20 protein-coding genes are annotated in these 20987 nt (G+C 69.7%); 3 read left to right on the top strand and 17 right to left on the bottom strand.

Annotation, left to right across the window (positions count from 1 at the left end; genetic code table 11):
- Positions 1-22: 22 nt before the first annotated feature.
- Positions 23-1336, bottom strand: coding sequence for a M50 family metallopeptidase (locus ACFWH5_RS07755; protein WP_378833674.1), 1314 nt, complete (start codon positions 1334-1336; stop codon positions 23-25).
- A gap of 94 nt (positions 1337-1430) precedes the next feature.
- On the opposite strand from ACFWH5_RS07755, the gene ACFWH5_RS07750 reads away from it, so the two are divergent.
- Complete coding sequence (locus tag ACFWH5_RS07750; RefSeq protein ID WP_378833672.1) at positions 1431-3050, top strand: Mur ligase family protein; 1620 nt, start codon at positions 1431-1433, stop codon at positions 3048-3050.
- Between the two features lie 23 nt (positions 3051-3073).
- Here ACFWH5_RS07750 and dxr read toward each other — a convergent pair whose 3' ends face one another.
- Together dxr and ACFWH5_RS07740 are read right to left on the bottom strand one after the other, a co-directional pair.
- A complete protein-coding gene (gene dxr / locus ACFWH5_RS07745) occupies positions 3074-4159 on the bottom strand; it encodes a 1-deoxy-D-xylulose-5-phosphate reductoisomerase (protein ID WP_378833670.1) in 1086 nt (361 codons plus the stop codon).
- 36 nt (positions 4160-4195) lie between these two features.
- A complete protein-coding gene (locus ACFWH5_RS07740; protein WP_378833668.1) occupies positions 4196-5185 on the bottom strand; it encodes an FKBP-type peptidyl-prolyl cis-trans isomerase in 990 nt (329 codons plus the stop codon).
- A gap of 142 nt (positions 5186-5327) precedes the next feature.
- Between ACFWH5_RS07740 and ACFWH5_RS07735 the strand changes: the two genes are divergently transcribed.
- On the top strand, positions 5328-6107 hold the full coding sequence (locus tag ACFWH5_RS07735; protein ID WP_378833666.1) for a lysophospholipid acyltransferase family protein: 780 nt from the start codon (positions 5328-5330) through the stop codon (positions 6105-6107).
- Between the two features lie 10 nt (positions 6108-6117).
- On the opposite strand, the gene ACFWH5_RS07730 is transcribed toward ACFWH5_RS07735, so the two are convergent.
- Positions 6118-6600, bottom strand: coding sequence for an OsmC family protein (locus ACFWH5_RS07730; RefSeq protein WP_378833663.1), 483 nt, complete (start codon positions 6598-6600; stop codon positions 6118-6120).
- Positions 6601-6647: 47 nt separating this feature from the next.
- Between ACFWH5_RS07730 and ACFWH5_RS07725 the strand changes: the two genes are divergently transcribed.
- Positions 6648-7643, top strand: a complete 996-nt coding sequence (locus ACFWH5_RS07725) for an asparaginase (protein WP_378833661.1) — start codon at positions 6648-6650, stop codon at positions 7641-7643.
- A 37-nt stretch (positions 7644-7680) separates the two neighbouring features.
- On the opposite strand, the gene ACFWH5_RS07720 is transcribed toward ACFWH5_RS07725, so the two are convergent.
- The 13 genes from ACFWH5_RS07720 to atpB all read right to left on the bottom strand — a co-directional run bounded on the left by ACFWH5_RS07720 (position 7681) and on the right by atpB (position 20895).
- Positions 7681-10410: an FtsK/SpoIIIE domain-containing protein gene (locus ACFWH5_RS07720; RefSeq protein ID WP_378833659.1), complete on the bottom strand. Its 2730-nt coding sequence runs from the start codon at positions 10408-10410 to the stop codon at positions 7681-7683.
- A 58-nt stretch (positions 10411-10468) separates the two neighbouring features.
- A complete protein-coding gene (locus ACFWH5_RS07715) occupies positions 10469-11260 on the bottom strand; it encodes a PP2C family protein-serine/threonine phosphatase (protein WP_378833656.1) in 792 nt (263 codons plus the stop codon).
- Between the two features lie 72 nt (positions 11261-11332).
- Positions 11333-12316 carry an aldo/keto reductase gene (locus ACFWH5_RS07710; protein WP_378833654.1) on the bottom strand — a complete coding sequence of 328 codons (984 nt, stop codon included), beginning with the start codon at positions 12314-12316 and terminating at the stop codon, positions 11333-11335.
- A gap of 74 nt (positions 12317-12390) precedes the next feature.
- Complete coding sequence (locus tag ACFWH5_RS07705; RefSeq protein WP_378833653.1) at positions 12391-13224, bottom strand: large exoprotein; 834 nt, start codon at positions 13222-13224, stop codon at positions 12391-12393.
- Positions 13225-13332: 108 nt separating this feature from the next.
- Positions 13333-14073, bottom strand: a complete 741-nt coding sequence (locus ACFWH5_RS07700; RefSeq protein ID WP_378833650.1) for a YaaA family protein — start codon at positions 14071-14073, stop codon at positions 13333-13335.
- Between the two features lie 74 nt (positions 14074-14147).
- Positions 14148-14408 (bottom strand): F0F1 ATP synthase subunit epsilon, encoded by a 261-nt coding sequence (locus tag ACFWH5_RS07695; protein ID WP_309129614.1) that lies wholly within the window; start codon positions 14406-14408, stop codon positions 14148-14150.
- Between the two features lie 2 nt (positions 14409-14410).
- Positions 14411-15865: a F0F1 ATP synthase subunit beta gene (atpD, locus tag ACFWH5_RS07690; RefSeq protein ID WP_378833647.1), complete on the bottom strand. Its 1455-nt coding sequence runs from the start codon at positions 15863-15865 to the stop codon at positions 14411-14413.
- Between the two features lie 22 nt (positions 15866-15887).
- On the bottom strand, positions 15888-16787 hold the full coding sequence (locus tag ACFWH5_RS07685) for a F0F1 ATP synthase subunit gamma (RefSeq protein WP_378833645.1): 900 nt from the start codon (positions 16785-16787) through the stop codon (positions 15888-15890).
- A gap of 19 nt (positions 16788-16806) precedes the next feature.
- Positions 16807-18447: a F0F1 ATP synthase subunit alpha gene (gene atpA, locus ACFWH5_RS07680; protein ID WP_378833643.1), complete on the bottom strand. Its 1641-nt coding sequence runs from the start codon at positions 18445-18447 to the stop codon at positions 16807-16809.
- 54 nt (positions 18448-18501) lie between these two features.
- Complete coding sequence (locus ACFWH5_RS07675; protein WP_378833641.1) at positions 18502-19290, bottom strand: F0F1 ATP synthase subunit delta; 789 nt, start codon at positions 19288-19290, stop codon at positions 18502-18504.
- Positions 19290-19844 carry a F0F1 ATP synthase subunit B gene (locus ACFWH5_RS07670; RefSeq protein ID WP_378833639.1) on the bottom strand — a complete coding sequence of 185 codons (555 nt, stop codon included), beginning with the start codon at positions 19842-19844 and terminating at the stop codon, positions 19290-19292. The genes ACFWH5_RS07675 and ACFWH5_RS07670 overlap by 1 nt, the downstream gene beginning before the upstream one ends.
- 27 nt (positions 19845-19871) lie before the next feature.
- Positions 19872-20108, bottom strand: a complete 237-nt coding sequence (gene atpE, locus ACFWH5_RS07665) for an ATP synthase F0 subunit C (RefSeq protein WP_067198640.1) — start codon at positions 20106-20108, stop codon at positions 19872-19874.
- Positions 20109-20151: 43 nt separating this feature from the next.
- The gene (gene atpB / locus ACFWH5_RS07660; RefSeq protein ID WP_378833637.1) at positions 20152-20895 is read right to left on the bottom strand and encodes a F0F1 ATP synthase subunit A; all 744 of its coding nucleotides are present in this window, start codon (positions 20893-20895) and stop codon (positions 20152-20154) included.
- Between the last annotated feature and the right edge of the window lie 92 nt (positions 20896-20987).

Raw genomic sequence — 20987 nt, 5'->3', positions numbered from 1 at the left:
AGGTCGGCCGACTGGACGGCCGTCAGCCGAACAGGTCGACCGGATTGACGAGATCGGCCACCAGCAGCAGCCCGCCCATGCCGATCAGCACCACCGCGACCACGACGGTCAGGGGCACGAGCCGTGTCGCGTCGACGGGCTTCGGCGCGCCCCGTCCGGTCAGCCGCGACCAGATGCGCTTGATGCCCTCCCACAGCGCGACGACGATGTGACCGCCGTCGAGTGGCAGCAGCGGGATCATGTTGAACACGAACAGCGCGATGTTCAGCGCCGCGAGCAGGTTCAGCAGCACGACAAGGCGGTTCAGCACCGGGGCGTCGGTCGCTGCCACCTCACCGGCGATGCGTCCGACGCCGACGACGCTCAGCGGTCCGTTCGGATCGCGCTCCCCTCCGGTGACCACCGAGACGCCGATGTCCCAGAGCTTCTGCGGCAGCGTGACGATCATCGCCGCGACGGCGCCGGTCTGCTGCATCGCCAGTTCCGTGCCGGTGCCGATCGGCTGGTGCACGTACTCGAGCTGCGAGGTGATGCCCGCGAACCCCACGGTGCGCATCACCTGTGCGCCTCCGGCGTCGAGGACCGGCCGACCGGCGGCATCCACCTCACCGCGCTGCGCGCGTGCCGGCGTCAGGGTGAGATCGACGGTCCTCCCGTCACGGTCCACCACCACGTCCAGCGCGCGATCCGGCGACGCCTGGATGATCGCCGAGGCTTCCGCGAAGCTCCGCACGGGTTCACCGCCGAGGCTGAGCAGCACGTCGCCGGGTTCGATGCCCGCGGCCGCGGCGGGAGCCGCGGGGTCACCCGGCTCGCACCGGGTCTTCTCGGTGCCGGCGGGCAGCACGCACTCGCTCAGGCCCGCCACCGTGGTGCTCGCCTGCTGGATGCCGATTCCCGACGCCAGCACGGTGAAGATCAGGATGCCGAGCACGAGGTTCATGACGGGTCCGCCGAGCATGACGACGACGCGCTTCCACACCGGCAGCCGGTAGAAGACCCGGTCCTCGGCGCCTTCGGCGATCGTCTCGTCGTTCGCGGACCTGGCGTCCTGCACCAGGGATCGGAAGACTCCCTTCGCAGGACCGGACTGCGCCGAGGGCGGGTACATCCCCGACATCGAAATGAATCCACCCAGCGGCAGCATCTTGACGCCGTACTCGGTCTCGCCGATGCGCTTCGACCACAGCCGCGGCCCGAAGCCGATCATGTACTGCCCCACGCGCACGCCGAAGAGCTTGGCCGGCACGAGGTGGCCGACCTCGTGCAGGCCGATCGACAGGCCGAGGCCGATGAGCATGAACACGATGCCGCCGAGGTACAGCAGGATCTCCACGCGACAACGCTAATGCCCGCGGTGTGGAATCGGCTGTGTTCCGGCGTCGGCGCGGAGCAGGGTGCACGGCGCCGCGTGAGATCATTGATCAGCTATGACTGATCAGCCAAGCCTTCCCCCCGTGCTCCGCCCCGCCGACCCACCCCGTCGCGCCCTGGCCGAGCTCGCCGACCGCTTCGCACGAGAGACCCGCGGCGACCTCGCGGACGTCGAGCTGAGCGGGATCACCCTCGCGACCGCCGATCTGCGTGCGGGCGAGGCGTTCGTCGCGATCCGCGGCGTCAATCGACACGGTGCGGAACTCGCGCAGACCGCCGCCGATCAGGGGGCGGTCGCGGTCATCACCGACGAGGCCGGGGCGGGCCTCGCCGCATCCGCCGGTCTTCCCATCGTCATCGTCGACGATCCGCGCGCGATCCTCGGCGAGCTGAGCGCCTGGGTGTACGGCACCGGCGCGGACGATCCCCTGCCGCTGCTGTTCGGGACCACGGGGACGAACGGCAAGACCAGCGTCTCGCACCTGCTGCAGGGCATCCTCGACCAGCTGGGCGTCGTGTCGGGTCTGTCGTCGACCGCGGAGCGGCACATCGCCGGGCAGGTCATCGTGTCGCGGCTCACCACCCCGGAGGCGTCCGAGATGCACGCCCTGCTCGCGTTGATGCGCGAGCGTGAGGTCGAGGCGGTCGCCGTCGAGGTCAGCGCCCAGGCACTGTCCCGTCACCGGGTGGACGGCATCGTCTTCGATGTCGCCGGGTTCACGAACCTCTCCCATGACCACCTCGACGACTACGCCGACATGGAGGAGTACTTCGAGGCGAAGCTGCCCCTGTTCACCCCGGAACGCGCGCGTCGCGGTGTGGTCAGCCTCGATTCTCCCTCCGGTGCCCGCGTCGTCGAGCGCTCCGGCATCCCCGTCGTCACCGTCGGGACGCCGTCGATCGCCGCCGATCCGGATGCCGCCGCAACCGCCGACTGGGTCGTCACGATCGACGACGAGCGTCAGAGCGGCACGGTTTTCACGCTCACCGGGCCCGGCGGCCGCCGTCTGACGACGTTGGTCCCGGTGATCGGCCAGCACATGGCGGCGAATGCGGGACTCGCGATCGTGATGCTGCTCGAGGGCGGGTACGCCTGGGACCGCATCGTCGGAGCGTTCCAGCGGGACGGGCAGATCCTCGCGTACCTGCCGGGACGCACCCAGTTCATCTCGGGTGAGACGGGGCCCGCGGTGTACGTGGACTTCGGCCACTCGCCCGACGCCTTCGAGAAGACTCTCGCGGCCGTGCGCCGGGTCACGCCCGGCACGGTGCTCATGCTGTTCGGCGCCGACGGCGACCGCGACGCGACGAAGCGCGACGACATGGCGCGGACGGCCGTCGAGGGCAGCGACATCCTGGTGGTCACCGACCACCATCCGCGTTTCGAGGATCCCGCATCCATCCGCGCGACGCTCATCGAAGGCGCCCGCCGGGCCCGACCGGATGCGGAGATCCACGAGTACTCGCCGCCGGAGAAGGCGATCGTCGCCGCCGTGGGCATGGTCGGCGACGGCGATGCCATCCTCTGGGCGGGTCCCGGTCATCAGGACTATCGAGACATCCGGGGGGTGCGCACCCCTTACTCGGCACGGGAACTCGCCCGTCGGGCGCTGAAGGCGGCCGGCTGGCCGGTCCCCGATCCGCACTGGCCGGTGCCGTACCCGAGCGAGGACTGACCCCGGCGCGTCCGCCGGCGTGGCTACGCGGACGCGGCGATCAGCGCATCGGCCTTCTCGCGCGCCCAGCGCTCGGTTTCGGCGAGCGTGTCGAGCGTGAGCTCTTCCGGCGCGTCATGCGCGTCGATCACCCGCTCGATGGTGGCGACGATGCCCAGAAACGGCAGTCGCCCCTCGTGGAAGGCCTCCACCGCCTGCTCATTGGCCGCGTTGTACACCGCGGGGAACGTGCCTCCCGCACGGCCGACGGACTTGGCCAGCGCGACCGCCGGGAAGGCGGCGTCATCGAGCGGCTCGAAGGTCCAGCTGGTCGCCTGACGCCAGTCCAGCGGCCTTCCCACCCCGCCGACGCGGTGCGGCCAGTCCAGGCCGAGCGAGATCGGCAACCGCATGTCGGGCGGGGAGGCCTGCGCGATGGTGGAGCCGTCGACGAACTCGACCATCGAGTGCACGACGGACTGCGGATGCACGATCACGTCGATGTCGTCGTAGGGCACGTCGAAGAGCAGATGCGCTTCGATCACCTCGAGCCCCTTGTTGACCAGGGTGGCGGAGTTCGTCGTCACGACCCGCCCCATGTCCCAGGTCGGATGCGCGAGCGCCTGAGCGGGCGTGACGTCGGTGAGTTCCTCGCGGCTGCGACCCCGGAACGGCCCGCCGGACGCGGTCACGACCAGCCGTCGCACCTCCTCGTGCGCGCCGGAGCGCAGCGCCTGCGCGAGCGCCGAGTGCTCGGAGTCGACCGGCACGATCTGATCGTGTGCGGCTGCGGCCTGCACGAGCGCACCGCCGACGATGAGGGACTCCTTGTTGGCGAGGGCGAGTGTGCGCCCCGCCTTGAGGGTGGCGAGGGTGCAGCCGAGCCCGATCGACCCGGTGATCGCGTTGAGCACCACGTCGGCCTCGACGTCGCGCACCAGCTGCTCGGCCTCCGCCGCGCCGAGCGCGGTGTGCTCGACGTGGAAGTCGGCCGCCTGCGCGGCCATCTGCTCGGCACTCGTGCCGGCGGCGATGCCGACGAGCTCGAACCGGCGCGGATGGGCGCGGATCACATCCAGCGCCTGGGTGCCGATGGAGCCGGTGGAGCCGAGGACGATGACGCGACGCATGCTGTCAGCCTATGCGGCGCGACCGGTCGTCGCGGTTCACTCCGCGGGGGCGGTCAGCAGCGGCGTGGTGCCCAGGATGTCGACGACGAACACGAGCGTCTCCTTCTCGAGCTCGTGACCCTCGCTGGCGCCGTACCCTTCGGCCGGCGGGATCTCCACAAGCACCTGCGACCCGACCTGCTGGCCCTCGAGTGCCTTGCGGAAGCCGGTGACGACACCGGTGGTCTGGAACTGGCTGGGAACGGCCTCACGACTCCACGACGAGTCGAACTCGGTGCCGTCACTCCACTTCACGCCGAGGTACTGCACCGTCACGAGGTCGCCTTCCCCCACCTTCGGGCCGTCGCCCTGCTTCAGCACGCCGATGACGGTCTCCGCGGGAGCGTCGTCACCGGGGATCGACACCTCAGGGGCGCCGTCCTTCGCGAGCTTCACGGTCGCCATGTCGGCGGGAGCGTCGACGTCGTCGCCGGAGGCGGTGGTCGGCAGCTCCTCGAGGGTCTGCATGTAGACGACGATGGCGCCCTGTCCCTCCTGGCCGGGCAGCGCCAGCACCATCTCCGATCCGAGCGGCGCGCACTCGGCGGCCGCGATGAAGACCGGCGACTGCGTCGAGTCGACGATCTGGCGCTGGGCGTTCGCCGGGTCGAGCAGCATGGGCAGCACCCCGTCGGCACCGCGCTCGGAGGTCTCGACCACGGTGTTGGTGTCGGCCTCCACCACCTGGTAGCGGATCGAGATGAAATCGCCGGCGTGCACCTCGTCGCCGTCGCCCTTCTTGAGGATCGTGCGCTGCACGCCGTCGAACTCGGTCCCCTCGGGAACCTCGATCTTCGCATCGAGCCCCTCACCGGTCACGGTGATCGCGTCGGAACCGGCACCCGGCTTCGCGTCGACCAGGCACTCCGCCGCGGCCGACGACGTCGGCGAAGGTGTCTCGGCTCCTTCCGGGCTGCCCGCGCAGCCGGCGAGCACGACGGCCGAGACGGCGACGGTGGACAGGAGAGCGAGGGGACGCAGGCGCACAGTGAGACCTCTGTTCGAGAACGGGAGGATCCCATCTTCGCGCATCCGGCTTTGCCCGTGCTGAACGTCGGCCGCCGACACGCCAGACGCGTCGCCGCCGGTCATTCCGTTCGCGGAATGCGGTCCCCCTTAAGCTTCTCTGATGACCTCTGAGCAGCAGGCTCCGTCCGACATCGCGTCACCCGGGGCCGGCGCACCGCGCAGAGCAGGCTTCCGCTACGCCGTCGGCCGCATGATCGCCGCCCCGCTCGCCCGCGCCGTCTACCGGCCGCGCATCGAGGGCCGCGAGAACGTTCCCCGCACCGGTGCGGTGATCCTCGCCAGCAACCATCTGTCCTTCATCGACTCGATGGCCATCCCGGTCGCCGCGCCCCGGCCCGTGCATTTCCTGGCGAAGTCGAGCTACTTCGAGGGCACGGGGTTCGCGGGCGCCGTGTCGCGCGCGTTCTTCACCTCGGTCGGAGCCATTCCGGTGCGCCGCGGGGCGGGTCAGGCCGCGCTCGACGCGCTCGACCAGCAGCGCCAGCTGCTCGAAGAGGGGCTGGCGGTGGCGCTCTATCCCGAGGGCACCCGGTCGACGGACGGCCGACTGTACAAGGGGCGCACGGGTGTGGCGTTCCTCGCGCTGCAGACCGGCGCCCCGGTCGTGCCCGTGGGACTCATCGGCACCGACCGCGTGATGCCCGTGGGGGCGACGATGCCCTCCCTCCGCGAACGCGTGACGGTGCGCTTCGGCGAACCGATCGACGTGTCCAGGCACGGCCCGGCGAACAGCGGCCGGGCCCGTCGGCTGGCCACCGACGAGATCATGGCGGCGATCCACGCGCTGTCCGAGCAGGAGCTGGCGGGCGTGTACAACGAGCCGCCCGCACAGGGCACCATCGAGAAGATCAAGCAGGCGCTTCCGCACGAGCGGCGCTGATCGCCTCTTCTCAGGGTGCGGTGACCGTCGCCTCGTGCCGCACCGGGAAGTTCACCGAGTTGGCGATGAAGCACCATTCGTTGGCCTGCGTGTGGGCCCTCTCGGCCGCCTGGATCATCGACGCATCCGCGACCGTCACGTGCGGCCGCAGCGTCACCTCGGCGAAGGCGCCACCACCCCTGCCGTCTTCGCACATGACGCCGGTGGCCTCGTCGCGGTAGGAGGTGACCTGCACCCCGGCTGTCACGCACGCGTGCAGATAGGACAGCAGGTGGCATTCGGCGAGGGCGGCGAGCAGCATGTCCTCGGGGTTCCAGCGCGTCGCATCTCCGCGGAACGGCCGGTCCGCGGAGGCGAGCAGGTCGGGCTTGCCCTCGATGCTGACGGTGACGTCCCGCGCGTAGTCGCGATAGCCGCTGGTGCCGGTGCCCCGGTTCCCCGTCCAGGTCGCGGTGAGCGAATAGTGGTGTTCCCCGAGCGGATTCCGAGCCATTCCGTCAGTCTGCCACGCACCGCCGACCCGGCCCATAAGCTGGAGTGGTGCTGGAGACGTTCAAAGTTGCGGATGCTGTCGAACTCGCGATCGTGGAGCGGAGCGGCTTCGTCGAGTCGCGTCACGCCGGCTCGGCGGTCGTGCTGTCACCGGACGGCGATGTCGTCGCCGGACACGGGAATCCGGATGCCCTGATCCTGCCCCGTTCGAGCCTGAAGCCGCTGCAGGCCGTCGCGTGTGTCACCGCGGGCGCGGCCCTCGAGGGTGAGCAGCTCGCCCTGGGCACCGCCAGCCATTCCGGTACCGACCGGCACGTCGAGGTGGTGCGCGAGATGCTCGCCGCCGGCGGACTGACGGAGGACTCGCTCGCCTGCCCGCCGGCGTGGCCGTCGCATGCCCGCACCCGCAGTGAGATGATCGCGGACCACGCCGGGGAATCGCGCATCCGCATGAACTGCTCGGGCAAGCACGCGCTGATGCTGCGCGCATGCGTCGCGACCGGCTGGCCGACCGACGGCTACCTGCGACAGGACCATCCCCTGCAGCTGCACATCCGCGAGGTCGTGGAGCGTCTCACCGGGGAGAAGATCGCGCACACCGCCGTCGACGGCTGCGGCGCCCCCGTGCACGCCATCACGCTGACCGGACTGGCGCGCGGTGTGCATCGCATCGGCGCGGCATCCGAACGCTCCCCCTTCGCGCTGCATCGGGTGGCGGGCACCCTGGTGCGAGCGGTGCGGGAGAATCCCTGGACGATCGCCGGCCCCGGCGAGCCGGACACCGTGGCGATCGAGACGCTCGGCGTCTTCGCGAAGGGCGGCGCCGAGGGTGTGATGGTGATGGTGGCGCCGGATGGCACCACGGTCGCGCTGAAGATGCTCGACGGCTCAGGGCGCGCCGCGACCATCGTCGCGGCGACACTGCTCGCCCGCGCGGGGGCGATATCCGCCGCCGACGCGGATGCTCTCGCCGAGGCGCTCGCGCTCGACGTGCTCGGCGGCGGGCAGCCGGTCGGCGCCATCCGTCCCGGCGCCGGCCTCTGAACCGGCCGGACCACCGCGGTCCACCCGCACGCCGGCTTCATCTCAGCGTCACTCGTCGAGGCGGCCGTCCCTGCTCGGTCACCCACGCGCGGCCGGCATGCGGATGCGCGTACGGCGGAAGATCGCGAACGCCGGCCAGCTGACGCAGTTCAGGGGCGCACTCCGCGGCGACGAGCAGCTCCCCTGCCGTGCGCACGCCCTGCAGCAGCGCCCACTGCGCGCGCCACTCCTCCGGATCCGCCACGATGATGCGCCCTCCGTCCGCCGGGTGCGCAGCCGTGACGGCCGAGGCGGCATCCATTACGTCATACGCGGGATGCCGTTCCGCCAGGAGGGCGCGCGTGGCCGCCACCGAGGGCGTGACCACGCCGGCGAGGCGACGGCGCGGCGCCCATGGCTCGGGCTGCGGAGCATCCGTCTGCAGCCACCGCGGGTCCCGTCCCGGCACGCACAGCTGCACTTCGCGACCATCCATCCAGGCGCGTCCTGGCGGCCGCTGGCGAGAGAAGACGTCGGCGTCGCCGCCTGCCGCGATGTGCTCCACCTTGCTGCTCAACCGCAGCAGCGCTCGGTGCGGCAGGGCATCGACCAGCCGGGCGATCGGACCGGTCACACGCGACAGCGTCAGCACGGCTCCGGCCGGCGACCGGACGATGCTCTCCCAGCGATGCAGGAAGAGCTGGGCGTACTCGGGCGGGAACTGTCCGGCGAGCAGATCGAGGTCGTCGCAGAGCACTGTGCCATGCCGGCCGGCGGAGAGTTCGGCCACCGCATCCCAGGCGGTCTCGAGATCGGCCGGCACGATGACGGCATCCGGCAGCTGCTCCGCCACCAGTGCGATCACGGTGCTCTTGCCCGCGCTCGGCCCGCCGACGACGGCGAGGCCGCTTCCGGGGGCCAGCTCGACCCAGGGCTGCCGCTGACGCTCGGGCTCGTCGGCCCTGCCGAGCAGCACGGCCGGAGCCGCAGACCTCGCATCCGTCGGCCGGTCATCCAGCGGGCCGGTCGTCGCCGCGAGCGGCAGCGGCAGATGTGAGGACAGCGGCGGGAGCCAGGGATTGTCCGGGATCGCCGCGCCCGCCCAGGCGTGCGCCACGGAGTTCAGCATCGGAGCAGGCGTCAGTGCGATGCGCACCAGGTGAGCCTCGGCGTCTCGTGCGCGCCGGACGAAGGCCAATCCTCTCGAGTCCGACCCTCCCGGCAGATCGGCCGCGGCGTCCGAGCCGATCACCAGGCGGCTGTCGGAGGCATCGGCGACCCGCAGGCTGATCCGCAGCGGACAGTTGGCCGACAGCGCGTCCCGGATGACACCGCCGGCCCGCTGGGTGCCCAGCACCAGGTGCATCCCCAGGGCACGGCCGCGGGCGGCGACATCGGTGAACACCGCGCCCAAATCAGGATGCTCCTGCAGCAGCGCCGCGAACTCGTCGACGACGATCACGAGACGTCCGAGCCCGGGACAGTCCCGCACGTCGCGGGCGCCCGTCGCGGCCAGCGCGGCTTCCCGGCGGCGCAGCTCGGCGGTGAGGCTCCCCACGCCGCGTCGCGCTCCCTCGGCGTCGAGATCGGTCACCACCGCGGTCACATGCGGCAGCACCCGCAGCGGATCGAACGCCGTTCCGCCTTTGAAGTCCACCAGCACGAACGCGACGTCCTCCGGGGAGTGCACGGCGGCGATGCCGGCGACCCAGCTCGTCAGCAGCTCGCTCTTCCCCGTCCCTGTCATCCCCGTCACGATCGCGTGCGGGCCGTCCTCGACGAGGTCGAGCACGAGCGGGCCGCGGCCGTCCTTCCCGAGCGCCGCGGCCAGGCCGCGTCGCTCGGGACGCGGCAGATCGTCGAGCGCGACATGGTCCGGCAGGACGTCCTCGGCATCCGCACGCTCGGCGCTCTGCGTCGCGATCTGCTTCGCCTGCTGCGCCGACAGCGCCTCCACGGAGAGCTCGCACACGCCGTCGGGCGTGCGCGCCCTCGCACGCCCCGGGCGCACGAGATCGAGCACCGTGGTCACCCCGTCCGGGGGCTCCTCCCCCGTCCCGCGAACGCAGATGACGGCATCCGCTGCTTCCTCGCTCTCGCCGATCGCGATGCGGAATCCGGCACGTCGGCGATGGGCGTGCGGAAAACCGCCGAGCGCCCAGCGCTCGACGCGGTCGCCGACGAGTGCCAGCCTGCCGGGGGCGAAGCGCAGGCAGAGCTGCGTCACCAGCGCCCTGGCGACCGCGGCGGCGACGGGTTCCGCCGCCCGGATGCAGATCCCGCCGCCGAGCGCCACGGTGATCGGCGCATCCGCCAGGTTCACCGCCCTGTCTCGGAAGGCGCGCGATCGCTCGTCGTCGGCGCCGCTCACGCGCACGCGACTGGGCCGCTCTCCGCGACCGATCACGATCGCCGTGCCGCGATCCAGCTCCACGTGTCCGCGCAGCGGCGGCTCGCGCACGCACCCGGCGGCATCCGGGTGGGAATGCCAGGCGCCGTCATGCTCCTGCGCGTGCAGACGCTCGAGTTCGCCTTCGGCACGCGTCCACGCCTCCGCGGCCTCCGCCTGCCCCGAGCGCCGCTCACGGCGCCGAATCCGCAGACCGTCCAGGAAGGACGCGACCAGCATCAGCGGCCCCAGCGCCGCGAAGCACAGTGCGAACAGAGAGCCGGTGATCAGCCACAGCACCACGCCCGCGATGACCGGCACGATGGCCGCGAGCAGCGGGAGCGTCGGGCGCCGGGCATCACCCGGCGCGGCGGGAAGCACGATCGTGGTGGCATCCATGCGCACCATTCGATCGCATCACACCGCGCGGATCAGGCCCATCCACAGGGCCGACCGATCAGTCCTCGGAATCGGATCCTGTGGAGGACGATCCGCCGGTGAGGACGCGGACCACGATGAGCGTGACGTTGTCCCGTCCGCCGTTCTCGAGTGCGGCCTCGACCATCGCGTCCACCGCGGTCGCGGGGTCGGGGTTCTCCCGCAGGAAGTGCAGGATGCCGTAGTCGGTGAGCTCCTTCGTCAGGCCGTCGGAGCAGATGACCAGCCGATCCTCATCCTGCAGGTCGATCGAGACGTAGTCGGGCGGAAGCAGCTCATTGGCGCCCACCGCACGGGTGATGACGTTGCTGTACGGGTGCCCGTCGGCCTCCTCCGGGCTGATCTTGCCCGACGCGATCAACTCCTGCACCACCGAATGGTCCGTGGTGACCTGCGAGAGCTGATCGCCGCGCTTGAGGTACACCCGGGAATCGCCGATGTTCAGAGCCACCCATCGCCAGCCGTCGTCACCGCGATCGAGGAAGACGCCGGTGAGTGTCGTCCCGGTCCCCTCGTCGGTCGTCTCGGGGTGCTCATGGATGTCGTCCACGGCCCGCTGCAGCGCCACTTCGACTTCCGCGGCCGAGACGGTTCCCGCGTCGACGACGGCGTCCAGGCGGCTGATGGTGCTCTGGCTGGCGATCTCGCCCCCCGCGTGGCCGCCCATGCCGTCGGCCACGACGTACAGCGGGAAGCGTGCCAGGAAAGCGTCCTGGTTGTTGTCGCGCCGGCGACCGCGATCGGTGACCCCCGCCCATTCCAGCCGCAGATCGTCGCTGACGCTGTGCGTGTGCGTCGTCGTCTCAGGCACGGGCGTTCTCCGTCGGGTGGGGGGCTTCGACCGAGGTCGAGGGATACCGGCTCATCGTAGTGGACTCCCGCATCACATCCGCGCCGCGGGGTCTTCGGGGAGGGGGAACAGCCGATCGATGGCGGCAAGGTCGTCCGGTGAGGGTGTCCAGGCGTCGGCGGCCGCCGCGTTGGACTCCACCTGGGCGGCGCTGGTCGCTCCGGCGATGACGCTCGCCACGCCCGGCTGCGCGAGCAGCCAGCCGAAGGTGGCCTCGAGCATCGTGATGCCGCGATCGGCGCAGAACGCCTGATACGCCTCGAGCGCGTCCCACGGCGCGTCCGTCCAGATGTGACGGCGGGTCTCCATGATGCGGCTGCCCGCCGGACCGCCCTCGCGGGTGAACTTGCCGGTGAGCAGACCGTTCTTCAGAGGGAAGTACGGGAAGAAGCCCAGCCCGTACCGGTTCGCCGCCGGCAGTACCTCGCGCTCCGATGCCCGCGCCAGCAGCGAGTAGTGGTTCTGCGCCGAGATGAAGCGCCCCGTCGAACGGGTGCGGGCGGTGAACTCCGCCTCCGCGATCTGCCAGCCGTCGAAGTTGGAGTGACCGTAGTAGCGGATCTTGCCCTCGCCGACCAGTTCATCCAGCGCGTCGATGGTCTCCGCGATCGGCGTCTGCGGATCGGGCAGGTGCAACTGGTACAGGTCGATCCAGTCGGTGCGCAGCCGGCGCAGCGACTGCTCCACGGCGAGGCGCACATAGCGCCGGGAGCCGCGCCCTCCGGGAAAGTCGTAGCCCATGTCCCGCTCGTGACCGAACTTGGTGGCGAGCACGATCCGGTCACGTCGCCCCTGCAGGGCCTCGCCCATCAAGGACTCGCTCGCTCCGGCCTCGGCCCCGTAGATGTCCGCCGTGTCGAAGAAGAACACCCCGTTCGCCAGAGCGGCGTCGATCACCTCGCGTGTGCCGTCGAGTGTCTCGGTCGCCGTGCCCGCGCGACCGAAGTTGTTGCACCCCAGCCCTGCGGCGGATACGACCAGACCGGATGCGCCGACGCGACGCTGGGAGGTTGCCATGTCTCCACCGTATCGAATCCTCAGACGACGAGAGGCTCCCGACGCGGTGTCGGGAGCCTCTCATCTCGCTCGGATCAGGCGGGCGGCCTGTTCGGATCGGTCGGCGGTGCCGGCGGTGCCGGCGGCGTGGCCGGAGGCGCGGGCGGGGTGGCCGGCGGCGCAGGCGGGGCCGCGGGGGGTGCGGGCTGCGGCGGCACGGGCGACTCCGGTGCCGGCGGCTGGGGCGAGTCGGGAGCCGGCGGCTGGGGCGAGCCGGGAGCGGGCGGCTGAGTGCCGTACGGCTGCGGCGGAGCGTAGCCGGGCTGCGGCGGCGGCGCATAGCCGGGCTGCGGCGGCGGGGTGTAGCCCTGCGGCGCGCCGTAACCCTGAGGAGCCGCGCCGTAACCGGGAGCCTGCGGACCCACGTTCTGCGACGGCTGGACGGGAATCCCATCCCAGGTGGTGCGGTCGGCGAAGAACCCGTTGGCCGCCCACGGCGCGGGCGCGATGTTGGCGTTCCAGCGCGACTTGTCGAACGCGAGGATGCCCGACCAGATCAGGAAGCCGATTCCGGGAATCAGCATCAGAAGGATCCAGACCGGCTCCTTCTGCAGCTTGAGGCCGACCCGCCACATGACCATGACGAGCACCGCGATCCAGGCGATCCAGGCGATGTAGTTCAGGACCGGGATCACATTGATCACCAGTGCGACGAGGACGACCCAGGGCGAGACGTCGCCGAGTTTCGCGAGGACGAGGAAGTTGTAGACCGGCACCCAGGCGCGCCACTTGCCCTGCACACCCGCCTTCTCGAAGATCTTCATCAGGAAGAACGACCCGATGACGTAGCTGGCGATGCCGAGCACGAACAGGAAGCCGCTCAACGCGAGCAGCACCGCGATCGCACCACCGTCGTAATAGTCGTACATGAGCCTCCTATCGGGCGAGCGCAGGACTGCGTCGCGTCACCACACTAGCGAAGCGCGTCATCCGGCGGCAACGACCACAGAGACCTGTTCCTCCGTCCTGCTCGCGCGTCACGCCGGAACGACCAGCTCCAGAACCCCGCGCTCCTGCGACGACCGGAGCGCGACGCCCGTCGTGTCCGACCACGCGAGCAGTGACGGCAGCGAGCGGACACGCGGACGCGTCGTCGCCAGCATCCGCACCAGCTCACCCTTCGCCTTCTTGTTGAAGTGGTTCAGCGCCCGTCCCGTCGGCGTGACGACGCGGACGTACGCCGAGGAGACGGAATCGGGTACCGGACCGAGCGCGACGTACGCCTCGCTGCGCAGATCCAGGAGGAACCCGCTGTCCTGCAGTGCCAGGGACGTCGCATCCGCCCAATGCCGGCGGAGCGGCGCGAGACCCGGCAGAGAAGAGCCTGCAGCGAGCCGGTACGCGGGGATCCGGTCCAGAGCACCGACCGGTCCGAACGGAGCGGAATGGATGAGCACGTGCTCCCCCAGCCAGCGGCGTGCCGCACGATCGAGCCCGGGGGCGTCGAGCGCGTCGAACAGGACGCCGGTGTAGCGATCCGCCGCCGGCATGGTCGGCGCTGTGCGCAGCATCCGGTTGTGCTCGATCTCGCCCGCCTGTCGGTCGCTGAGCTTCAGCACCCGCTGAGAGTGGACGGGATCGGCCGCCAGAGCGACCAGCGCTTCGACGACCGCCTCCCGTTGCGAGGTGAGGGCGGGAAGGGCGAGGGATGCGAGATCGAGCGGCGCACCGCTGCCGCCCGGGTGCTTGGTCTCGGACGGCGGAAGGAGGATCTTCATGGCTCTCCGTGAAACGGGGAACGCGCCCGCCCGGTCCCGGCGGGACCGAAGCGGACGCGTTCCTCGGATGCGTGTCAGGCGATGAGCGCGGCGTTGCCGGCCACGATCGTGACGTCGCCGCCCTCCATGGACAGGAAGCCGTCCTGAGCGCTGGCGATGATCTTCGTGCCGTCGGGCTCGGTGATGCGCACCTCACCCTTGGCGAGGATGGCGAGCACCGGCTCGTGACCGGCCATGATGCCGATCTCGCCCTCGACGGTCTTGGCCACGACGAGACTGGCCTCGCCGGACCAGACCTCCGCCTCGGCGGAGACGAGGTGCACGTTCAGCGCCATGATCAGGCGTTCTCCTTCTGGATCTGCGCCCACTTCTCCTCGACGTCGCCGATGCCGCCGACGTTGAAGAACGCCTGCTCCGCGACGTGGTCGAAGTCGCCGCGGGCGATCGCGTCGAACGACTCGATGGTGTCCTTCAGCGGAACGGTGGAGCCCTCGACGTTGGTGAATTTCTTCGCCATGTACGTGTTCTGCGAGAGGAACTGCTGGATGCGGCGCGCACGCGACACGATGATCTTGTCCTCTTCGGACAGCTCATCGACACCGAGGATCGCGATGATCTCCTGCAGTTCCTTGTTCTTCTGCAGGATCTGCTTGACCGTCGTGGCGACGCGGTAGTGGTCTTCGCCCAGGTAGCGGGGGTCCATGATCCGCGAGGTCGAGGTCAGCGGGTCGATCGCCGGGTACAGACCCTTCGAGGCGATCTCACGCGAGAGCTCGGTGGTCGCGTCGAGGTGCGCGAACGTCGTCGCCGGGGCGGGGTCGGTGTAGTCATCGGCCGGCACGTAGATCGCCTGCAGCGAGGTGATCGAGTGACCGCGCGTCGACGTGATGCGCTCCTGGAGCACACCCATCTCGTCGGCGAGGTTCGGCTGGTAGCCCACCGCGGAGGGCATGCGGCCCAGCAGCGTCGACACCTCGGAGCCCGCCTGCGTGAAGCGGAAGATGTTGTCGATGAAGAGCAGCACGTCCTGCTTCTGCACGTCGCGGAAGTACTCCGCCATGGTCAGCGCCGAGAGGGCGACGCGCAGACGCGTCCCCGGCGGCTCGTCCATCTGACCGAAGACGAGGGCGGTCTTGTCGAAGACGCCCGCCTCCTCCATCTCGTGGATGAGGTCGTTGCCCTCTCGGGTGCGCTCGCCGACACCGGCGAACACCGACACACCACCGTGGTCCTGCGCGACGCGCTGGATCATCTCCTGGATGAGCACGGTCTTGCCCACGCCGGCGCCGCCGAACAGACCGATCTTGCCGCCCTGCACGTACGGGGTGAGCAGGTCGATCGACTTGATGCCGGTCTCGAACATGGTGGTCTTCGACTCGAGCTGGTCGAAGTTCGGAGCCTTGCGGTGGATCGGCCAGCGCTCGGTGATCTCGACCTGCTCGCCCGGCGCGGCGTTCAGCACCTCGCCGATGACGTTGAAGACCTTGCCCTTGGTGACGTCGCCGACCGGGACGGAGATCGCCTCGCCGGTGTCGCGCACCTCCTGGCCGCGGACCATGCCGTCGGTGGGCTTCAGCGAGATGGCGCGCACCAGGTCGTCACCAAGGTGCTGAGCGACCTCGAGGGTGATCTCGGTGGACTCGTCGCCAATCACGATGGTCGTCTTGAGTGCGTTGTAGATGTCCGGGATCGAGTCGTGCGGGAACTCGATGTCGACGACCGGGCCCGTGACGCGTGCGACGCGCCCGACGACCGCGGTCGCGGCGTTCTCAGCCGTGGCGGTGGGGGTCATATCTTCGTCTCTCTCCTGAGGCTTACTTGCTCGACGCCAGGGCGTCGGCGCCGCCGACGATCTCGGCGATCTGTTGCGTGATCTCCGCCTGACGCGCGTTGTTGCGCAGACGGGTGTAGTCGGTGATGAGCTTGTCGGCGTTGTCGCTGGCCGACTTCATCGCCTTCTGCGTCGCGGCCTGCTTGGCGGCCGAGGACTGCAGCAGCGCGTTGAAGACCCGGCTCTGGATGTACACCGGCAGGATCGCGTCCAGCACGGTCGCGGCGTCCGGCTCGAACTCGTACAGCGGGTAGACCTGGCTGCCCGCCTCGGAGGCGTCGGACTCGGTGATCTCCAGCGGCAGCAGACGCAGGCTCTCCGGAGACTGCGTCATCATGCTGACGAAGCGGTTGTACACGAGGTGGATCTCGTCCACACCGTTGTCGTCCCCGCCGCGTGCGAACGCGTCCAGGAGCGACTGCGAGATCTCCTCCGCCGTGTGGAACGACGGCGTGTCGGTGTCGCCGGTCCACTCGGCCGCCGAGGCGATGCGGCGGAACTGGAAGTACCCGACGGCCTTGCGGCCGATCAGGTAGAACACCGGCTCCTTGCCTTGCTCGCGCAGGAGCTCGGCGAGCTCCAGACCCTCACGGAGGATCTGCGAGTTGAAGGCTCCGGCCAGGCCCCGGTCGGACGAGAAGATCACGACCGCGGAACGGCGGATCGTCTCAGGCTCGCGGGTGAGCGGATGGTCGACGTTGGAGTGCGTGGCCACGGCGGCGACGGCGCGCGTCACGGCTCGCGCGAAGGGGCTGGCCGCCTTGACGCGTGCCATCGCCTTCTGGATGCGCGAAGCCGCGATGAGTTCCATCGCCTTCGTGATCTTCTTGGTCGTCTGAGCAGAACTGATCTTCTGCTTGTAGACCCTGAGTTGAGCGCCCATGATTCTCCTGCCCCGGCACTCAGCCGCGGCGGCCCTTGACGATCTTCTCCTGGTTCACGTCCTCGGCCTCGGCCGCACCATGCTCCTCATGACCGGGAGCGCCGATCGCGTGGCCCTTGCCGCCCTGGAACTCGAGGACGAACGCATCCGTCTGCTTCTCGAGCTCGGCGATCGTGTCGTCGTCGAGGACGTTCGTCTCACGCAGCGTGTCCAGCACCTTCGTGTTGCGACGCAGGTAGTCGAGCAGCTCGCGCTCGAAGCGCAGCACATCCTCGACCTCGATGCCGTCGAGCTTGCCGTTGGTGCCGGCCCAGATCGAGACGACCTGCTCCTCCACCGGGTACGGCGAGTACTGCGGCTGCTTGAGCAGCTCGGTCAGGCGCGCACCGCGTGCCAGCTGACGACGCGACGCGGCGTCGAGGTCGGACGCGAACATCGCGAACGCCTCGAGCGAGCGGTACTGCGCGAGCTCGAGCTTCAGCGTTCCGGAGACCTTCTTGATGGACTTGACCTGTGCGTCACCGCCGACTCGCGACACCGAGATACCCACGTCGACCGCCGGACGCTGGTTGGCGTTGAACAGGTCGGACTGCAGGAAGATCTGGCCGTCGGTGATCGAGATCACGTTGGTCGGGATGTACGCCGAGACGTCGTTCGCCTTGGTCTCGATGATCGGCAGACCCGTCATCGAACCGGCGCCCAGCTCGTCGGACAGCTTCGCGCAGCGCTCGAGCAGACGCGAGTGCAGGTAGAAGACGTCACCCGGGTAGGCCTCACGCCCCGGCGGACGGCGCAGCAGCAGCGACACGGCGCGGTACGCCTCGGCCTGCTTGGACAGGTCGTCGAAGATGATCAGCACGTGCTTGCCGCCGTACATCCAGTGCTGGCCGATGGCCGAGCCGGTGTAGGGGGCGAGGTACTTGAAGCCCGCGGGGTCGGATGCCGGAGCGGCGACGATGGTGGTGTACTCCATCGCGCCGGCGTCCTCGAGCGCGCCCTTCACGCCAGCGATGGTCGAGCCCTTCTGGCCGATCGCGACATAGATGCAGCGCACCTGCTTGTCGACGTCGCCCGACTCCCAGTTGGCCTTCTGGTTGATGATCGTGTCGATCGCGAGCGCGGTCTTGCCGGTCTGGCGATCGCCGATGATGAGCTGGCGCTGGCCACGGCCGACGGGGATCATCGCGTCGATGGCCTTCACACCGGTCTGCAGCGGCTCGTGAACCGACTTGCGCTGCATGACGCCCGGCGCCTGCAGCTCGAGCTCGCGGGAGCCCTCGTTCGCGATCTCTCCGAGACCGTCGATCGGATTGCCGAGCGGGTCGACCACGCGGCCGAGGTAGCCGTCACCGACGGGGACCGAGAGGACCTCGCCCGTGCGGGTCACCTCCTGACCCGCCTCGATGCCGGTGAAGTCGCCGAGGACGACCACGCCGATCTCGTGCTCGTCGAGGTTCAGCGCGAGGCCCTTGGTGCCGTCGGCGAACGTGACGAGCTCGTTCGCCATCACACCGGGCAGTCCCTCGACGTGCGCGATGCCGTCGGCGGCGTCGATGACGGTGCCGACCTCGGTCGCCGCGGCCCCGGTGGGCTCGTAGGCGGCGGCGAAGTCCTTCAGCGCGTCACGGATGACGTCGGGGCTGATCGATAGTTCTGCCATTGTCTTCCCTTTGTATGTGAGAGAGTCCGCGCGGTTCCCCGCGCCAAATCGTTGTCAGCTCGCGAGCTTCTGGCGAAGGTCGGCGAGTCGGGCGGAGATGCTGCCGTCGATGACGTCGTCGGCGATCTGCACGCGCAGGCCTCCGACGACGGCGGGGTCGATCACCAGGTTCAGCGAGACCTCGCCTCCGTAGCGACGCGCGAGCGCGTCGCGAAGACGGGTCTGCTGCGCCGCGTCGAGCGGTACCGCCGTGTGCACGGTGGCCACCGTGCGGCCGGCCTGCGCGGAGACGATGCGGATCGCGCGGCTGAGCAGCTGGCGCACGCGACGCTCACGAGGCTGACGCACCAGCGACGAGGCGATCAGCACGGTCGCGGCGGACACCGACGAGCCGAGCACCTTCTCGACCAGGGCGCCCTTTGACGCCGCGTCACCCAGCCGGCTGCCCAGGGCGAGCTCGAATTCGGGGTTCGCGGCGACGATGCGCGAGAAGCCGAACAGCTCCGACGCGACGTCGTCCTTCGGCGAGGCGATGGCGGCCGTGCGGATCGCGAGCTCTTCGATACCGTCGATGAGCTGCGCGGCGCTCGACCAGCGCTCCCCGGCGACGGTCGTCAGCAGTGCGCGCACCGGCGCCGAGGCGCCGGCGAACACGCCTTCGACGAGTGCCGAGCGAGCCTGGGCGGGTGCCGTGGGATCGGCCAGCGCGCCGCTCAGCTGGGACGACTCCCCCAGCGCGCGGGCGGCTGCGAACAGCTCCGCTGCGCTGTCGAGGGTGACTCCCGACGCTGCGGCAAGCGCATCCGTGGATGCCGCGAGTGCCTGAGTGGTCGCGCTGCCCATTACTGCGCTGCCTTCTCGGAGGCCTCGAGGTCCGCGAGGAAGCGGTCCACGACGGCCGTCGCACGTGCGTCGTCGGCCAGAGTCTCTCCGACCACACCGCCGGCGAGGTCGATCGCGAGCGTGCCGACCTCGCTGCGCAGCGAGACGAACGCCGCCTGGCGCTCGGCCTCGATCTGCGTGTGCGCGGCAGCGGTGATGCGCGCAGCCTCGGAGGACGCGGTCTCCTTGGCTTCGGCGACGATCTTCTTGCCGTCCTCACGGGCGGCCTCGCGGATGTCGCCGGCCTCGGTGCGAGCCTCGGCGAGCTGTCGGGTGTACTCCTCCAGCGCCGCCTCGGCCTGCTTCTGCGCCTCATCGGCCTTGGCGATGTTCCCCTCGATGGCGGCGGAGCGCTCGTCGAGCATCGCGGTCAGACGCGGCAGAGCGACCTTCCACACCACCACGAGGATGATGACGAACCACAGCGCCGACCATACGATGTCGTACCACGCCGGGATCAGCGGGTTCGGAGTCTCCTCCGCCGCTGCGAGGCGTGTGACAAGAGCGTTCAGCATCCTGTCTCCTTCAGAAGTCGGTGCGGATTACGGGAAGGGGATGAATCCGACGGCGATGCCGACGAACGCAAGCGCCTCGGTGAAGGCGATACCGATCCACATGAGGACCTGAAGACGACCGGCCAGCTCGGGCTGACGAGCGACGCCCTCGATGGTCTTTCCGACGACGATGCCCACACCGATGGCCGGGCCGATGGCGGCGAGGCCGTAGCCGACCGCTGCGAGGTGGCCGTTGATGTCAGCGAGAACCGTAGTTGCGTCCACGGGGTTTTCCTTTCGGTTGGGTGGGTGGCCGAAGCCGACCCGCTCAGTGCTCTTCTGCGACCGCGAGCTGGATGTAGATCGCGGTGAGGACGGTGAAGACGTAGGACTGCAGCACCACGACCAGGATCTCGAAGATCGTGAACGCGCCGCCGAAGGCGAGGGTGCCGACGCCGAGGGCGGCCCAGCCGCCCCCCGCGGTGAACATGAAGAAGGCGGTGGCCGAGAAGCACAGCACCAGGATCATGTGACCGACGACGAGGTTCATCATCAGTCGGAGGGTGAGGGTCACAGGCCGGATGATGAAGGTCGAGATGAACTCGAGCGGCGTGACGATGATGTAGACCGGCCACGGGACGCCGGAGGGGAACAGCGAGTTCTTCCAGAAGCCGAGCGGACTCTTCTTCATGCCCGCGTAGATGAACGTGACGTAGCTGATCACGGCGAGCGTGAGCGGCACGGCGATGATCGCGGTACCCGGCATGTTCAGGAACGGGATGATGCCCGTGATGTTCATGAACAGGATCATGAAGAAGATCGTGACCAGCAGCGGCGCGAACCGCTCGCCGTCCTTGCGACCGAGCAGGTCGTGCGCGATGCCGTTGCGCACGAAGCCGACGCCCATCTCGACCAGGCTCTGGAAACGGCCCGGGACGACCCGCATGCGACGGGTCCCGAGCCACAGGATCAGCACGACGGCGATGACCGACAGCAGCTGGATCAGGTGAATGCGGTGCATCGGGATGACACCGAAGACCTTGAAGAGGATCTCCGGGAAGAAGTCCGCCATCGACGGTCCGTGGAACTCGCCGTCAGAGGCCAGTTTGGGAATGAGATTCGCAGCGAGGTTGAACAGCGCGGGCTCCAGCGTCGGGGCACCGG

The sequence above is a fragment of the Microbacterium sp. NPDC058345 genome, assembly GCF_042723855.1.
Classification (GTDB): Bacteria; Actinomycetota; Actinomycetes; order Actinomycetales; family Microbacteriaceae; genus Microbacterium.
The sequence above is the reverse complement of the archived record's forward strand: the minus strand, read 5'-3'. Positions and strand labels throughout refer to the sequence as shown.